Origin of the sequence: Stenotrophomonas sp. NRRL B-14846, from assembly GCF_050473585.1 — a bacterium.
GTDB lineage: Bacteria > Pseudomonadota > Gammaproteobacteria > Xanthomonadales > Xanthomonadaceae > Stenotrophomonas.
The window spans coordinates 2,253,104-2,267,408 of record NZ_JBFLUN010000022.1 but is presented as its reverse complement, the minus strand read 5'-3'; the positions used below and the strand labels follow the sequence as shown (position 1 = coordinate 2,267,408).

Sequence of the window (14,305 nt, the reverse complement as noted above, 5' to 3'; positions counted from 1 at the left end):
AATGTCTCCTGCCCTCCAGCCTCACCGCCAGACCCGCCAGACCATCGTGCGCCTGCTTTCCAGCATGGCCAGCGCGAAGGAGATCAGCCAGTACCTCAAGCGCTTCTCGCAGCTGGACGCCAAGCGTTTCGCCGTGGTCAAGGTCGGCGGCGCGGTGCTGCGCGACGACCTCGACGCGCTGACCTCTTCGCTGTCGTTCCTGCAGGAAGTCGGGCTGACCCCGATCGTGCTGCACGGCGCCGGCCCGCAGCTGGATGCCGAGCTGTCCGCCGCCGGCATCGAGAAGCAGACCGTCAACGGCCTGCGCGTGACTTCGCCGGAAGCGCTGGCGATCGTGCGCCGGGTGTTCCAGCAGTCCAACCTGCGCCTGGTCGAGGCGCTGCAGCAGAACGGCGCGCGCGCCACCTCGATCACCGGCGGCGTGTTCGAGGCAGAGTACCTGGACGTGGACACCTACGGCCTGGTCGGCGAGGTGAAGAAGGTCAACCTGGCACCGATCGAGGCCAGCCTGCGCGCCGGGTCGATCCCGGTCATCACCAGCCTGGGCGAAACCGCTGGGGGCCAGATCCTCAACGTCAACGCCGACTTCGCCGCCAACGAGCTCGTACAGGAACTGCAGCCGTACAAGATCATCTTCCTGACCGGCACCGGCGGCCTGCTGGACGAGCAGGGCAACGTGATCGATTCGATCAACCTGTCCACCGAGTACGACCACCTGATCGCGCAGCCGTGGATCCACGGCGGCATGAAGGTGAAGATTGAACAGATCAAGGATCTGCTCGACCGCCTGCCGCTGGAATCGTCGGTGTCGATCACGCGCCCGGCCGACCTGGCCAAGGAACTGTTCACCCACAAGGGGTCGGGCACGCTGGTGCGCAAGGGCGAAAAGGTGCTGCGCGCCACTGCCTGGAACGAGCTGGACCTGCCCCGCCTGAAGGGCCTGATCGAATCCAGCTTCGGCCGCACCCTGGTGCCGGAGTACTTCGAAAAGACGAAGCTGCTGCGTGCCTATGTCAGCGAGAACTACCGCACCGCGGTGATCCTCACCGACGAGGCCGAGGGTGTGTACCTGGACAAGTTCGCCGTGCTCGACGATGCGCAGGGCGAGGGCCTGGGCCGCGCGGTCTGGAACGTGATGCTGGAGGAAACCCCGCAGCTGTTCTGGCGTTCGCGCCACGGCAACCCGATCAACCACTTCTATTACGCTGAATCCGACGGCTGCTACAAGCAGGACCACTGGAAGGTGTTCTGGTTCGGTGCCGATGGCATCGACCGGATCAAGACCTACGTCGACCATTGTGCCCGGCGCGCGCCGAGCCTGCAGGGCTGAACACATGAACCATGCCGATTGGACCAAGGTCCCCACGCTGGCGGGCACCCATGCGCGGCTGGAGCCGCTGCAGATGGGGCATATCGATGGCCTGCGCGGCGCGCTTGGCGATGGCGCGCTGTCCAGGCTCTGGTACACCCAGGTGCCTGATGCGAAGACCATGGCCGGCTACGTGCAGGCAGCGCTGCAGGCGCAGGCCGAAGGCAAGGTGCTGCCGTTCGTGGTGTTCGATGCCAACGACCAGATTGTCGGCACCACCCGCTACTACGATCTGCAAGCGGACGTGCCGCGCCTGAGTATCGGTTACACCTGGTATGGCGAGTCGGCGCAGCGCACCGGGGTCAATACCGAGACCAAGCTGATGCTGCTCAGCCACGCGTTCGAGCGCTTGGAGTGCCTGAGTGTCGTGTTCGAGACCAGCTGGTTCAACTTCACCTCGCGCACCGCCATCGCCCGCCTCGGCGCCAAGCAGGATGGCGTGCTGCGCAACCACAAGCGGCACGCTGACGGCACGCCGCGCGACACCGTCATCTTCTCCATCATCGATGCGGAATGGCAGGGCGTGAAGCGCCACCTGCAGTACCGCCTGGACAGTCACGCATGAACGATTCGACTTTCACCCTGGGCATCGTCGGGGCCCGTGGCCATACCGGCGCCGAGCTGATCAAGCTGGTGGCCGCCCACCCGCGCCTGGAACTGGCCTTCGTCTCCTCGCGCGAGCGTGCCGGGCAGCGCCTGTCCGACCATCACCCGGAATTCCAGGGTGAGCTGCAGTACGAGAACCTGGACGCCGACGCGGTGGCCGCCAAGGGCGTGGACGCGGTGATCCTGGCCCTGCCCAACGGCCTGGCCGCTCCGTTCGTGGCGGCACTGGAAGCGGTGAAGCCGGACACTGTCATCGTCGACCTGTCGGCCGACTACCGTTTCGACAACAGTTGGTACTACGGCCTGCCGGAGCTGACCCGCGGCCGCTACAGCGGCCAGAAGCACATCAGCAATCCGGGCTGCTATGCCACGGCGATGCAGCTGGCGGTGCATCCGCTGCTGGACCTGCTGGCCGGCCCGCCGCAGTGCTTCGGTGTGTCCGGCTACTCCGGTGCCGGCACCACGCCGTCGGACAAGAACAACATCGAACTGCTGGCCGACAACCTGATGCCGTATGCGCTGACCAACCACGTGCACGAGCGCGAGGTGTCGGTGCAGCTGGGCGTGGCGGTCGAGTTCATGCCGCACGTCGCGCCGCATTTCCGTGGCATCACGCTCACCGCCAACCTGTGGCTGAACCGCGTGCAGACCCGCGAGCAGATCATCGAGCGCTTCCAGCAGGCCTATGCCGGCGAACCGCTGATCGAGGTGGTGGATGAAGCACCGTGGGTCAGCCGCATCGCCGGCCGCCACGGTGCCCAGGTCGGCGGCTTCACCCTGGCCCCAGGCGGCAAGCGGGTGGTGGTGGTGGCGACCCTGGACAACCTGCTCAAGGGCGCGGCCACCCAGGCCATGCAGAACCTCAACCTCGCGCTGGGCATCGACGAACTGACGTCGATCCCGCACTGAACACGCATTCCGGAGCCCCCATGGCAGACCTTCTTTGGCAGAAGCCCGGCGTCGCTGTCGACGCCCAGATCCAGACCTTCCTCGCCGGCGACGACGTGATCCTCGACCGCGAGTTCTTCCTGCATGACATCGCCGCCAGCGCCGCGCATGCGCAGGGCCTGCAGCACATCGGCATCCTCAGCGCCGACGAGCTGGCCGGCCTGCTGCGCGAGCTCGACGTGCTGGCGCAGGACTTCCGCGAAGGCCGCTTCGTGCTGGATACGCAGTACGAAGACGGTCACTCGGCAATCGAAGCACGTTTGACCGAACGCCTCGGTGATGCCGGCCGCAAGATCCACACCGGCCGCAGCCGCAATGACCAGATCCTGGTCGCCACCCGCCTGTGGCTGAAGGAGAAGCTGCTGCGCGTGGCCCAGCTCAGCGCCGACGTGGCCAAGGTCGCGCTGGACCGTGCGCAGGCCGAGAAGGACCTGCCGATTCCCGGCTACACCCACATCCAGCGCGCCGTGGTCTCCTCGGCCGGCATGTGGTGGGCCGGTTGGGCCGAGGCTTTCATCGACAACGCCATCCGTGCCCGCGACACCCATGCACTGGTCGATGCCAATCCGCTCGGCACCGCCGCTGGTTACGGCGTGAACCTGCCGCTGGACCGGGAGCACACCACGGCGGCGCTGGGCTTCGCGCGCATGCAGGTCTCGCCGATCTACGCGCAGCTGTCGCGCGGCAAGTTCGAGCTGGCCGCGCTGGAAGCGCTGGGAGGCGCCACGCTGGACCTGCGCCGCATCGCGTGGGACCTGTCGCTGTTCACCAGCGCCGAATTTGGTTTCGTGGCATTGCCGGCGCAGTACACCACCGGCAGCTCGATCATGCCCAACAAGCGCAACCCAGACGTGATCGAACTGATGCGTGCGACCCACGCCAGCGTCGCCGCCGCACGCACCGAGATCGAGCAGCTGCTGTCGCTGCCGTCCGGCTATCACCGTGACCTGCAGTCGTCCAAGGGTGCCATCTTCCACGGCTTCGGCCGTGGCCTGGCCGCGCTGGAGCTGCTGCCGGCGCTGCTGGCCAACCTGGAATGGCGCGACGACAGGCTGCGTGCGGCGATCGATTCGGGCATGTATGCCACCGACGTGGCCGTGGAAGCGGCCGTGGCCGGCGTGCCGTTCCGCGAGGCCTACAAGGCCGCCGCGGCGGGCGCCGACAGCGCAGGGCAGGGACGCACGCCGGAAGGCAGCCTGGCCGCACGCGTGTCGCCGGGTTCGGCCGCTGATCTGCGCCTGGATGAACTGCGTGCACGCTGGCAGGCGTTGTCCTGATGGCGGCCACGGTGTATCTGGTGCTGGCGATGCGCCGCCCCGACTTCAACGCCGCGGCGGTGCAGCCGCACCGTGATTTCCTCGATGCGTTGCAGGCACAGGGCAAGCTGCAGCTGACCGGTGGTTTCGCCGATGGCAGCGGTGGTGCCTATGTGCTGTGCAACGTCGAGAGCCTGGAACAGGCGCAGGCCATCGTCGCTACCGATCCGCTGGTGACGATGCACGCTTCCGAGCTGACCGTGCACGAATGGAATACCCGCTGAGGCCCTGACCGATGACCCTGCACGCCGCCAACGTCGCCTCGCCGTTCCCGCAACAGGCGCTGCCGCCGTGGCGGCGTGCAGTGCTGAAGGTCGGCAGCAGCCTGCTGGCGGCCGATGGTGGCGGCCTGTCGCCACGCCACGCGCTGGGCCTGGCCCAGTTTGTTTCCGCCAACGTACTGGCCGGGCGCGAGGTGGTGATCGTCTCCTCCGGTGCGGTTGCGGCGGGGCGCGCGATCCTGCCGCGGGCCGATGAACCCGGTGCGGCGATGGCGGCGCGGCAGGCCCTGGCCGCGCTCGGCCAGGCGCAGCTGATCGGGCTCTGGCAGCGCTTCTTCGAGCGCCCGGTGGCGCAAGTGCTGCTGACCCACGACGACCTGCGCAACCGCCGCCGCTACCTCAATGCACGCGCCACGCTGAGCGAACTGCTGCGCCTGGGTGCGCTGCCGGTGGTCAACGAGAACGACACCGTGTCGGTGGACGAACTCAAGCTCGGCGACAACGACAATCTGGCCGCGACCGTGGCCGCGCTGGTCGATGCCGATGCGCTGTTCATCGCCACCGACATCGACGGCCTGTACAGCGCCGACCCGCGCACCGTGGCCGACGCGCGGCCCCTGCACGACGTACCGGAACTGAGTGACGATGTGCTGGCGATGGCCGGTGGCGCTGGCTCGCGCGCCGGTACCGGCGGCATGCGGACCAAGCTGGAGGCGGCGGCCAAGGCGGGCCGTCTTGGCATCGAGACCTACCTGTTCAACGGCCGCAGCAGCGACGTGGTGCGCGCGCTGGCGCAGGACCGCCTGTTCGGCACCCGCATCCATGCCGCACGCAGCCGCGAGGCCGCCCGCAAGCACTGGTTGCGGCACGCGCCGCTGGCCGAGGGCGCGATCATCATCGATGCCGGTGCGGCACAGGCGATGCGCGAGAAGGGCGCCTCGCTGCTGCCCGGTGGCATCACCGCTGCGGAGGGCGCGTTCCGCCGCGGTGACATGGTGCAGGTGTGCTGGATCGCGCCGCAGGGGCGTGTCTGTGTCGCCCGCGGCGTCAGCCAGTACGCCGCCGATGACGTGCGCCGGATCGCCGGCCACCATTCGCGCGACATCCAGGCCGTGCTCGGCTACAACTACGGCGGCAGCGTCGTCCATCGCGACGACCTGGTGCTGCCATGAACGGTTTGAAGGACACCCCGATGAGCGAAATCGAAGCGCAGGTGCGCGCCTGCCGCGATGCGGCGCAGATCGTTGCCGGCCTCGACAGCGCGGCGCGGCGCACGCTGCTGCTGGCGATGGCGCAGGCACTGGAAGTGAATGCAGGGCTGATCCTGGCCGGCAACGCGCGGGACCTCGCCGCCGCTCGCGACAAGGGCGTTGGCAGTGCCATGCTCGATCGCCTGGCGTTGGACCCGGCACGTCTGTTCGCGATGGCCGAAGCGGTGCGCGAAGTGGCGGCACTGCCCGACCCGGTCGGCCAGGTCACCCGCGACGACGTACGTCCGAACGGCATCCGCGTGCAGAAGGTACGCGTTCCGCTGGGGGTGATCGCGATGATCTACGAGGCGCGCCCGAACGTGACCGCCGAAGCGGCCGCGCTGTGCCTGAAGGCGGGCAATGGCGTGATCCTGCGCGGTGGTTCCGAAGCGATCCATTCCAACACGGCCATCGCCCAGGCGCTGGCCGGTGCATTGAAGGCCAACGGCGTACCGCCGGCGGCGGTGACCGTGCTGACCGACCTGCGCCGCGAAGCGATGCTGGAACTGCTGCAGCTGCATGAGCTGATCGACCTGGCGATTCCGCGTGGCGGCGAAGGCCTGATCCGCTTCGTCGCCGAACACGCGCGCGTGCCGGTGATCAAGCATTACAAGGGCGTCTGCCACCTGTTCGTGGATGCCAGTGCCGACCTGGGCAAGGCCATCGACCTGCTGGTGGATGGCAAGTGCAGCCGTCCTGCGGCCTGCAATTCACTGGAGACGCTGCTGGTGCACCGCGACCTGGCCGAAGCGTTCCTGCCGCGCGTGGCGCAGGCGCTGGGTGAGCGCGGGGTGCAGCTGCGCGCCGATGCGCAGGCGCAGCCGTTGCTGCCGGGCAGCACGGCGGCCACCGAAGAGGACTATGCCGCCGAATTCCTCGATCTGGTACTGGCGGTGCGCGTGGTCGATGATCTTGATGCGGCCATCGCGCACATCCGCGCCTATACCTCCGACCACACCGAAGTGATCGCCACCGAGGACGCCGGCCACGCCGAGCGCTTCGTCAGCGCACTGCGCTCGGCGGTGGTGATGGTCAACGCTTCGTCGCGTTTCTCCGATGGTGGCCAGCTCGGCCTGGGCAGTGAGATCGGCATTTCCACCACGCGCCTGCACGCCTACGGCCCGATGGGCCTGGAAGCGCTCACCGTCGAGCGATTTGTCGTGCGCGGGGAAGGGCAGACGCGCAAGTAGATCCACGCCATGCGTGGATGTTCTTCGCGGTAGACCCCGGTGCCGACCAAGGTTGGCAGCCACCGGAGAGAACGCCGACCAAGGTCGGCATCTACCAAAGCACGTGCCGACCAAGGTCGGCACCCAGGGCAATCGAGTTACACCACCTCGCGGCGGATGCCGATCGGCCGCGCATGTTCATCCATGTGCAGCGTGGCGGCCTTGCAGCCCATCAGGCGTTCGGCCAGCCCGGTGCTGGCGCCCAGATCGGCGGCCACCTCGTTGAGGCTGGCCAGGGGCCGCGGCAGGCGGCGCTCGCGGCCACGGAAGCGGGCGCGGTTGTACTCGGCCCAGCCGATCAGCAGCACGCTGGCGCACAGCAGCATCAATGGCAGCGCGACCAGCACGTACGGGTCGAACTGGTTCTGCCGTTCGTAAAGTTGCCGCCAGGCCAGCTGGCCACCGATCAGCCACGAAAGCAGGGTCACCAGGGGTGCCCACAGGTAGAAGTAGAAGCCCCAGAACGCCAGGGTGACGAAACCCCAGGCGGTGCGCTGGAAGCGTGGCTGGCGATGCGGCTTGCGGATCATCCGCGAGTCGAAGCGGTTGGACGGGCGTTGCGCGTTCATCGGATCCCCCGGTCAGGGCTGGTCCAGGTGGCGCGCTTGCTGCGACGGCGCAGCAGCGTCTTCGGCAGCGCCACCAGGGTGGTGGAAAGGCTGATCAGCCAGTACGCCATCGGGTACCAGATGACCCAGAAGTAATTGCGTCCAATCTGTGTTTCGTAACGCCGGTCGATGATCAGGCTGCTGGCGAACTGCAGCAGGCAGACCAGCGCCAGGATCACGCCATGCCACTCCGGCAGCAGGCTGGCGATATGCAGCTGCGGCGGCAGCTCGATGAACTTGCCCAGTGCCCACAGCAGCACGATGAACAGCATGGTGTAGGCCCAGGCCACGCTCAGCACGTATTCCAGCAACACGCCCCACATGCGCCGTTCCTTCCAGTGCAGCAGCGAGCGCGCGTGGCGCAGCATCACTTCCACGCCGCCCTGGGCCCAGCGCAGGCGCTGCCGCCACAGCCCCTTCAGCGTTTCCGGCATCAGGATGAAGCACAGCGCGTTGGGTTCGTAGCGGATATCCCAGTGCGCGCGCTGCAGGCGCCAGCTGATGTCGATGTCCTCGGTCACCATGTCATCCGACCACCAGCCGACCTGATGCAGGGCGGTGCGGCGGAAACCGGCGATCACGCCGGAGATGGTGAAGATGCGGCCATACACGCGCTGCGCCCGCTTGATCATGCCGATGATCGAGGAGAACTCCGCCACCTGCAGGCGTCCGAGCAGGGTGGAGCGGTTGCGGATGCGCGGGTTGCCGGTGACCGCGCCGACCCGGTTGCCACTGACCAGGTGCCAGATCATCCAGTGCAGCGCGTGTTCTTCCAGCATTGCATCGCCGTCGATGCACACAAGATATTCCGAGCGTGCCGCCAGCGCGCCCATGCGCAGGGCGTTGGCCTTGCCCAGGTTGCGATCCAGGTGCAGCACGCGCAGCCGCGGGTACTTCGCGGCCAGCGCATCCAGGCGGGCACCGGTGTCGTCGCTGCTGCCATCGTCGATGGCGATCACTTCGTAGTCGGCGGGGTAGCGCTGGGCCAGCGCCGCAGTGAGCGTGTCGTCCAGGTTATCCGCTTCGTTGTGGCAGGGCACCAGCAAGGTCGCGAACGGAGGATCGATCATCAAGGGCGGATCGTTGCGCGCACGCGAGTGGCGCTCGCGCCGGAAGTAGTAGTACAGGCCACCGGACATCCAGAAGAACGCCATCACCATCGGGTAGTAGAAGGCGAACTGGAACAGGACCTGCAGCAGCGGATGCATGTCCATGTCACTTCTCCGGGTACGGGAAGTTGCCGGCGGACATCGCCGCGCGGGCATCGCGGGTGGAGGGCTGGTCGGCGATGAAGTCATCCGGGTACCAGGCGAAGTGGTGCACGCCCTGCGCCTGCAGCTGGCGGATCTGCGCACGCAGGCGCTCGGCGGGAATCGGCTGCCCGCTGCGCCAATCGACGGTCTGCAGCTCGAACAGCGTGTGCTGAAGCTGCGGGTCGTGTGTGCGTACCGCGGCCAGCAACTGATCGAGCCAGCGCTCGGGGTGCTTGCTGCCTTCCATCCACGGCATCGCCATCAGCGCCGTCTGGTCGTAGGCCTTGTTGAACAGGTCCAGGCGCTGCGCGAACCAGGCTTCGCTCTGCGGGCGGAGTACCGGCTCGGCATACAGGTTGCGCACCGTTGCCAGTTTCGGCCGCCAGCGCTGCGCGCTGTCGCGCAGGGCCAGGGTGAAGTCGATCAGTGCCTGGGTACGTGCGCTGCCATCCTCGCCGGCCGCCAGCGCGGGCAGCTCGGTGTCACGCAGGTAACCGTCGTCATGGAACAGCAGGCCTTCGAAGTAGGAATTGACCGCCAGATCCTCGTAGACGTCGAGCATGATCTGCCTGGCCTTCGGGTTGGTGAAATCCAACCGGTACATGCCGTCGGCATCACCATTTCGGATCGCCAGCGCCTTGCGCTGCACCGGGTCGGGCAGCTCGAAGCCGAGCACCGGCAGCCACGCGTAGACCTTCACGCCGGCGCGGGATTTCAGCTGCCAGGCGACGCGGCTGAACAGGTCCGCCCGCATCGGCATGTGCCGGTTCGGGAAATACAGCGCATCGGCGGTGTTGTTGCCGTCCGGGTCGGCGAAGGCCTGCAGATAGACATGGGTCGGCGCGATGCGCTTGACCCGCTCGATCAATGCATCGAGATTGCGTGCCTGCTGCGCCGGATCCGGGTCATATACATCGTCCAGGTCGATCTGCAGGGCGCGGATGCCATCGAGCGCGATATCACGGCGCAGCTCATAGGCCAGGCCTTCCACCGTCGGGTTGTCGCTCACCAGCAGCCGCGCCAGCCCGTGCAGGTCGCTGGCCACCGGGGTGCTGCGGCCTTCCAGGTCGAACGAGACCGGCATGCCCAGCTGCTCGGCGATGTCGTTGCTCAACTGGTTGTAGGCCGCGTACGGCCAGACGATCGCGCGCGGACGTACGCCGAGATGCTGTTCGATGCGCTGCGCGCTGCGTGTGAGGTCGGTGCGCAGGCGCTGCTCATACTGCGCCTCGCTTTCGTAGCTGTGCGTGGCGGGGGTGTAGATGCGGGTGACCACGGCGGGTGTGGAATTGCCCTGTGGATTGGCGAGCACGCCGTGGTGCAGGTCGTCGGTATGGCTGGCCACTTCGATCAGGCCGCTGTCGTGCATCTGCTTCAGCTGCGCCCAGGTGACGAAATCATCGTGGCCGAACGGGCGGTAGCCGTAGTCGATGGTGCGGCCCGGTGCCATGTCCACGTAGTCGGTGATCACCGCCACCAGGGCCGGGTAGTGGTAGGCCTGCAGCAGCGGGAAGGCCTTGTCGTAGACGCTGCGCAGGCCATCGTCGAAGGTCAGCAGCACCGGTTTCGGCGGCAGCGTGGCACGGCCCTGCGAGGCTTCGATCACCTGCGACAGCGAGACCGGGTGATAGCCATGCGCGCCCAGCCAGTCCAGGTGCGCGGCGAAGTTCTGCGTGCTCACCGCATAGGTATCGGCATCGCCCTTGGCGGCCACCTGGTCGCGGATGTCGTGGTAGCTGAGGATCAGCAGGCCGTTGTCGATCGCATCAAGATGCAGGGGTTGCTGCGCGAACGCCGGCGGCACGCTGGCCAGCAGCAGGAGCACGATCAGTCGCAGGATGCGGGCCATGTCAGTCTCCCCAGCGCAATGCGGCTTCGAAGCCGATATGGCGTTCGCGATGGCCGTCGTAGACCGGCCGTGACCAGCGCACGCCGTACTCGAACACGCGGCCGGGGCCCAGCTGCCACTCATGCATGTAGGACACCGACGGCACCAGTGCGCTGCCGAAGCCGTCCTGCCAGTAGTCGCCCAGCGAGACGGTCAGCCGGTGCCGGAAGTGGCGCTCGTAATGCCGCCACAGCTGCTGGTCGATGCGCAGGCCGATCTCGACCATGCGGTCGCGTTTCGGGTTGAAGTAGGGCGCATCGTCGCGGCTGCCGCGACTGGTGTAGGCGCTGGCCAGGCCATCGATCAGCCAGCGGGGGCGCGTCAGCAGGCGCTGTTCCAGGCGGGTGCTGAACAGCTCGCGATGGTTGCCATCGTCATAGCGGAAGCGGCTGGCGCCGAACATCCAGTGAGTGAGCTCGCTGCGCCGGTAGTCCACCTGTGCGCTCACGCTGTCGGCGGTGATGCCGGCAGCGCGCGCCTGCATCGAGGCGTCCGGATCATTGCGCGCGGCCACCACGCCGGCATGCCAGTAATCGTTGAACTGCCAGCCGACACCGGCGCGCAGGCCGGTATCGCCGATGTGGTCGTTGGCGCGCAGTACGGCTGCTTCTGCGTCCAGCCGCCCGAAGCGGTAACGCACGCCCGCGCCCAGCCACAACGGATCGATGCGCTGGTCCTGGAAGTCGGTCGAACGCCGGTCGGCGAGGGCGAACAACCGCCAGCGGTCATCAAGGATCGGCGTCTCCACTTCCACGCCGTAGTGGCGATCGTTGTTGCCCAGTGGCGAGGTGCCACCGCCCCCGGAGCTGTGGCCGATGTCGGTCCATGCCTTCAGCTGCCAGCCGCGATGCGCACGCCAGGCCTGGTCCATGCGTTCGACCGCCGGCTGGGTGGGATAGCGCGCGACCAGGTCATCGTGCAGCGGTCGCGCCAGGTCGTCGCGCTGCAGGGCGACGTAGGCTTCTTCCATGCCCAGGCGCGGTTCGACGTCACGCGGGTCCAGCGCGTGTGCCATCTGCTGGCGCTGCAGCGCCCTGCGTGGCCAGCCGCGCATCATGTAGACGCTGCCCAGTGCACTCTGCAGCCCGCCGTTGCCGGGTGCGATCTCGACCATCGACTCCAGGTCGTGCTGCGCGGTGTGCAGGTCACCGCTGTAGGCGCGCACCATCGCCAGGTTGAGGTCGGCCTCGTAGCGCGACCAGTTCGCGTAGGGCGACTTGCCGTTGCTCCAGCGCCAGGCCGGCTCCTTGTCACGCCATGCCTGCAGCAGGTCGATGGCCTTTTCCTGCTGCTCGCTTTCCAGGTAGGCGTAAGCCAGTTCCGAATGCGAGGCGTCGCGTGTCGGGTCGCCGGCCACGGCGGCCTGCAGCACCGGAATGGCTTCCTCCGGGTGCAGGGTGCCCATCAACGAATCGCCCACTGCGGGCAGCACGTAGTCGGGCAGGGTGTGGCCTTCGGCCTGCAGTGCCCGGGCTTCCTCGCGGACCTGTGCATGGCGGCCCAGCCGGTTGAGCAGGATCAGGCGGTCCATGCGGATCCGCAGCGGTGCCTGCGCGGGCGGCGTGCCTTCGCCGCCAAGGTAGCGCTGCATGCGGGCCAGGGTCGATTCGGCCTCTTCCAGGCGGCTGTCCTCGCTGCTGCTGTAGGCCAGGCTCCAGACCACCAGCTTGGCCAGGTAGTCGCCTTCCAGGCGCTGCTTCTGCGCATCGTCGAAGAGTTGCGGGCGCTGCTGGTACAGCTCCCACGCGCGCCAGGCGTTGCCGATGTCACCCAGCGTCAATACGCGCAGTTTGAACAGCAGGTCGTCGTTGGGTTGCTGCTGGCTGGCGCGCTCGATCGCGCCCAGGGCGTCCAGCCAACGCGCCTGGTCTCGATAGCGGCCGATCTCGGCCAACGCCGCGTCGCGGTCGGGCGGGGCAGCGCTGCTGGCCCAGGCCAGGGCGGTGCAGGCAAGGCCGACGCAGAGCGCCAGCCGGCGGTGGACAACCATTGGGGACCCCCTTGGCTTCCGAACCAGACAACCTGTGAAAATGTGACGCACATCACATGCCAGATTCTGGGATGGCCGTGGCCTGCGTCACTCCCTTCGTGCATGCCGCCCAGCAAGGGCGGGTACAACCCGGACAGCGACCTGCAATGTCTTGTCTGAAACGAAAGTCCCCCGCACACCGAGTGGTGGCCTGGGCGGCGCCGCCGCCCCCATGCCCGATGCCGGCACGCGGCAAGGAAGGGCATTCGTGGGCACTATCCGCCCGGAATTGTCAGCCCGGCGTCAAAATGCGCAAACGGGCTGACGAGCGGTAGGCGTGGCCGTCTGATGGCCCCGGCCGGTTACCAGAGATCTTCCAGTTTGCGCGGCTTGCAGGCGACCCACGAAGCGCACAGCATCAGGGTGGCGCAGCCGAACAGGAAGCTGAACGGGAGGGTCCAGCCGTCGCTGACTGTGTGCAGCCAGCCGACCAGGAACGGGCCCAGGCAGCTGAAGCTGTAGCCCACGCCCTGCATGAAGCCCGACAGCGCGGCCGAGCCGGTGGGAGTGCGGGTGCGCAGGTTGATCAGGGTCAGCGCCAGCGGGAAGGTGGACGGACCGACGCCGAGCAGGCAGGCCCACAGCAGCGGCGCCTTCATGGGGGCCAGCAGCAGGCCGGTGAAGGCGATCACGAACGAGAAGAAGCCGATCAGCACCAGCGGGAACGGGTTCTGCAGTCGTACCGCCATCGACGGAATGACCAATGACGGCAGCAGGCCCAGCGCCGAGAACACCGCCACCATCACGCCACCGAACGCAGGCGTGCCACCGGCCTCGACCACGATGCGCGGCAGCCAGGTGAACATCGAATAGGTCATCAACGAGGTCATGCCGAACATCAGCGTCATGCTCCAGCCCAGCGACGTGCGCCAGACCTTGCCGTGCGGCTGCGCGGTCGGATCGGACGCGTCGGTCTGCGGCTTCGGCGCGCGCGTGGCCAGCACCAGCCACGGCAGTGCGGCAGCCAGCGCCAGCAGCGCCCACATGCCCAGCGAGACGCGCCAGCCTGCGGCGTTGGCCACCGGTACCGCCAGCAGCGCCGGCAGCATCGTGCCCAGCTGCAGCACGCTGATGTAGAGCGTGCTCATGGTGCCGACCTTGTTGGCGAAATAGCGCTTCACCAGCGGCGGCACCACCACGTTGCCGATGCCCATGCCGGCCAGTGCCACCACCGAACCCAACAGCAGCGTGCCGACGTTGCCGGCGCTGGAGCGCAGCAGCAGGCCGGCCATTGCCATCACCATCGCCAGCAGCGTGGTGCGCTCCAGCCCGAGGCGCCGCGCCAGCGCCGGCGTGGCGACGCCGAACAGCGCGAACGAGGCGGTCGGCAGCATGCCCAGCACGCCGGTCATGGTGGTGCCGAAGCCGAACTGCTGGCCGAGCACGTCCAGCAGCGGGGTGATCGAGGTGACCGCGGTGCGCAGGTTGATCGCTGCCAGCAGGATCGCGGCGAACGCGAGGACGCGCCCGTGCAGCAGCGACGGCGAATCGGAAGTGGAGGAACTCATCGGTGGTCCTTGCAGGTGTCGCACGCCGGGGCAATGGCATGCAGCGCCGGCATCGGTCTACGCCGAAGCGGCAGGTGGGG

At 67.7% G+C, this 14,305-nt stretch carries 12 protein-coding genes; 7 read left to right on the top strand and 5 right to left on the bottom strand.

Going from position 1 to position 14,305, the window contains the following annotated elements:
* Nucleotide 1: 1 nt before the first annotated feature.
* Genes AB1281_RS12705 through AB1281_RS12675 form a run of 7 tightly spaced genes read left to right on the top strand, consistent with a single transcriptional unit; the run spans nt 2 to nt 6,900 of the window.
* On the top strand, nt 2–1,330 hold the full coding sequence (locus tag AB1281_RS12705; protein ID WP_014037858.1) for an acetylglutamate kinase: 1,329 nt from the start codon (nt 2–4) through the stop codon (nt 1,328–1,330).
* Between the two features lie 4 nt (nt 1,331–1,334).
* Nucleotides 1,335–1,934, top strand: coding sequence for a GNAT family N-acetyltransferase (locus AB1281_RS12700; RefSeq protein WP_430346084.1), 600 nt, complete (start codon nt 1,335–1,337; stop codon nt 1,932–1,934).
* On the top strand, nt 1,931–2,884 hold the full coding sequence (argC, locus tag AB1281_RS12695; RefSeq protein WP_430346083.1) for an N-acetyl-gamma-glutamyl-phosphate reductase: 954 nt from the start codon (nt 1,931–1,933) through the stop codon (nt 2,882–2,884). Before AB1281_RS12700 ends, argC begins: the two co-directional genes overlap by 4 nt.
* A 20-nt stretch (nt 2,885–2,904) precedes the next feature.
* Nucleotides 2,905–4,200 carry an argininosuccinate lyase gene (gene argH, locus AB1281_RS12690; RefSeq protein WP_075677235.1) on the top strand — a complete coding sequence of 432 codons (1,296 nt, stop codon included), beginning with the start codon at nt 2,905–2,907 and terminating at the stop codon, nt 4,198–4,200.
* The gene (locus AB1281_RS12685; RefSeq protein WP_049442783.1) at nt 4,200–4,463 is read left to right on the top strand and encodes a YciI family protein; all 264 of its coding nucleotides are present in this window, start codon (nt 4,200–4,202) and stop codon (nt 4,461–4,463) included. Before argH ends, AB1281_RS12685 begins: the two co-directional genes overlap by 1 nt.
* A gap of 11 nt (nt 4,464–4,474) precedes the next feature.
* Nucleotides 4,475–5,632 carry a glutamate 5-kinase gene (gene proB / locus AB1281_RS12680; protein WP_430346082.1) on the top strand — a complete coding sequence of 386 codons (1,158 nt, stop codon included), beginning with the start codon at nt 4,475–4,477 and terminating at the stop codon, nt 5,630–5,632.
* A complete protein-coding gene (locus tag AB1281_RS12675; protein ID WP_075677239.1) occupies nt 5,629–6,900 on the top strand; it encodes a glutamate-5-semialdehyde dehydrogenase in 1,272 nt (423 codons plus the stop codon). The genes proB and AB1281_RS12675 overlap by 4 nt, the downstream gene beginning before the upstream one ends.
* A gap of 137 nt (nt 6,901–7,037) precedes the next feature.
* Here AB1281_RS12675 and pgaD read toward each other — a convergent pair whose 3' ends face one another.
* From pgaD to AB1281_RS12650, 5 genes are all read right to left on the bottom strand, one after another.
* On the bottom strand, nt 7,038–7,508 hold the full coding sequence (gene pgaD / locus AB1281_RS12670) for a poly-beta-1,6-N-acetyl-D-glucosamine biosynthesis protein PgaD (RefSeq protein WP_430346081.1): 471 nt from the start codon (nt 7,506–7,508) through the stop codon (nt 7,038–7,040).
* Nucleotides 7,505–8,761 (bottom strand): poly-beta-1,6-N-acetyl-D-glucosamine synthase, encoded by a 1,257-nt coding sequence (pgaC, locus tag AB1281_RS12665; RefSeq protein WP_430346080.1) that lies wholly within the window; start codon nt 8,759–8,761, stop codon nt 7,505–7,507. Before pgaC ends, pgaD begins: the two co-directional genes overlap by 4 nt.
* Nucleotide 8,762: 1 nt before the next feature.
* Entirely contained in the window at nt 8,763–10,649 is a 1,887-nt protein-coding gene (gene pgaB / locus AB1281_RS12660) for a poly-beta-1,6-N-acetyl-D-glucosamine N-deacetylase PgaB (protein WP_430346079.1), read from the bottom strand.
* A gap of 1 nt (nt 10,650) precedes the next feature.
* Nucleotides 10,651–12,678 carry a poly-beta-1,6 N-acetyl-D-glucosamine export porin PgaA gene (gene pgaA, locus AB1281_RS12655; protein ID WP_430346078.1) on the bottom strand — a complete coding sequence of 676 codons (2,028 nt, stop codon included), beginning with the start codon at nt 12,676–12,678 and terminating at the stop codon, nt 10,651–10,653.
* Nucleotides 12,679–13,019: 341 nt separating this feature from the next.
* Nucleotides 13,020–14,225: a CynX/NimT family MFS transporter gene (locus AB1281_RS12650; protein WP_014037847.1), complete on the bottom strand. Its 1,206-nt coding sequence runs from the start codon at nt 14,223–14,225 to the stop codon at nt 13,020–13,022.
* Nucleotides 14,226–14,305: the final 80 nt, after the last annotated feature.

Excerpts from the sequence above, each read along its gene's own strand:
- AB1281_RS12705 (WP_014037858.1), top strand. The coding sequence starts at position 2 with ATGTCTCCTGCCCTCCAGCCTCACCGCCAGACCCGCCAGACCATCGTG.
- AB1281_RS12700 (WP_430346084.1), top strand. The coding sequence starts at position 1,335 with ATGAACCATGCCGATTGGACCAAGGTCCCCACGCTGGCGGGCACCCAT.
- argC (WP_430346083.1), top strand. The coding sequence starts at position 1,931 with ATGAACGATTCGACTTTCACCCTGGGCATCGTCGGGGCCCGTGGCCAT.
- argH (WP_075677235.1), top strand. The coding sequence starts at position 2,905 with ATGGCAGACCTTCTTTGGCAGAAGCCCGGCGTCGCTGTCGACGCCCAG.
- AB1281_RS12685 (WP_049442783.1), top strand. The coding sequence starts at position 4,200 with ATGGCGGCCACGGTGTATCTGGTGCTGGCGATGCGCCGCCCCGACTTC.
- proB (WP_430346082.1), top strand. The coding sequence starts at position 4,475 with ATGACCCTGCACGCCGCCAACGTCGCCTCGCCGTTCCCGCAACAGGCG.
- AB1281_RS12675 (WP_075677239.1), top strand. The coding sequence starts at position 5,629 with ATGAACGGTTTGAAGGACACCCCGATGAGCGAAATCGAAGCGCAGGTG.
- pgaD (WP_430346081.1), bottom strand. The coding sequence starts at position 7,508 with ATGAACGCGCAACGCCCGTCCAACCGCTTCGACTCGCGGATGATCCGC.
- pgaC (WP_430346080.1), bottom strand. The coding sequence starts at position 8,761 with ATGGACATGCATCCGCTGCTGCAGGTCCTGTTCCAGTTCGCCTTCTAC.
- pgaB (WP_430346079.1), bottom strand. The coding sequence starts at position 10,649 with ATGGCCCGCATCCTGCGACTGATCGTGCTCCTGCTGCTGGCCAGCGTG.
- pgaA (WP_430346078.1), bottom strand. The coding sequence starts at position 12,678 with ATGGTTGTCCACCGCCGGCTGGCGCTCTGCGTCGGCCTTGCCTGCACC.
- AB1281_RS12650 (WP_014037847.1), bottom strand. The coding sequence starts at position 14,225 with ATGAGTTCCTCCACTTCCGATTCGCCGTCGCTGCTGCACGGGCGCGTC.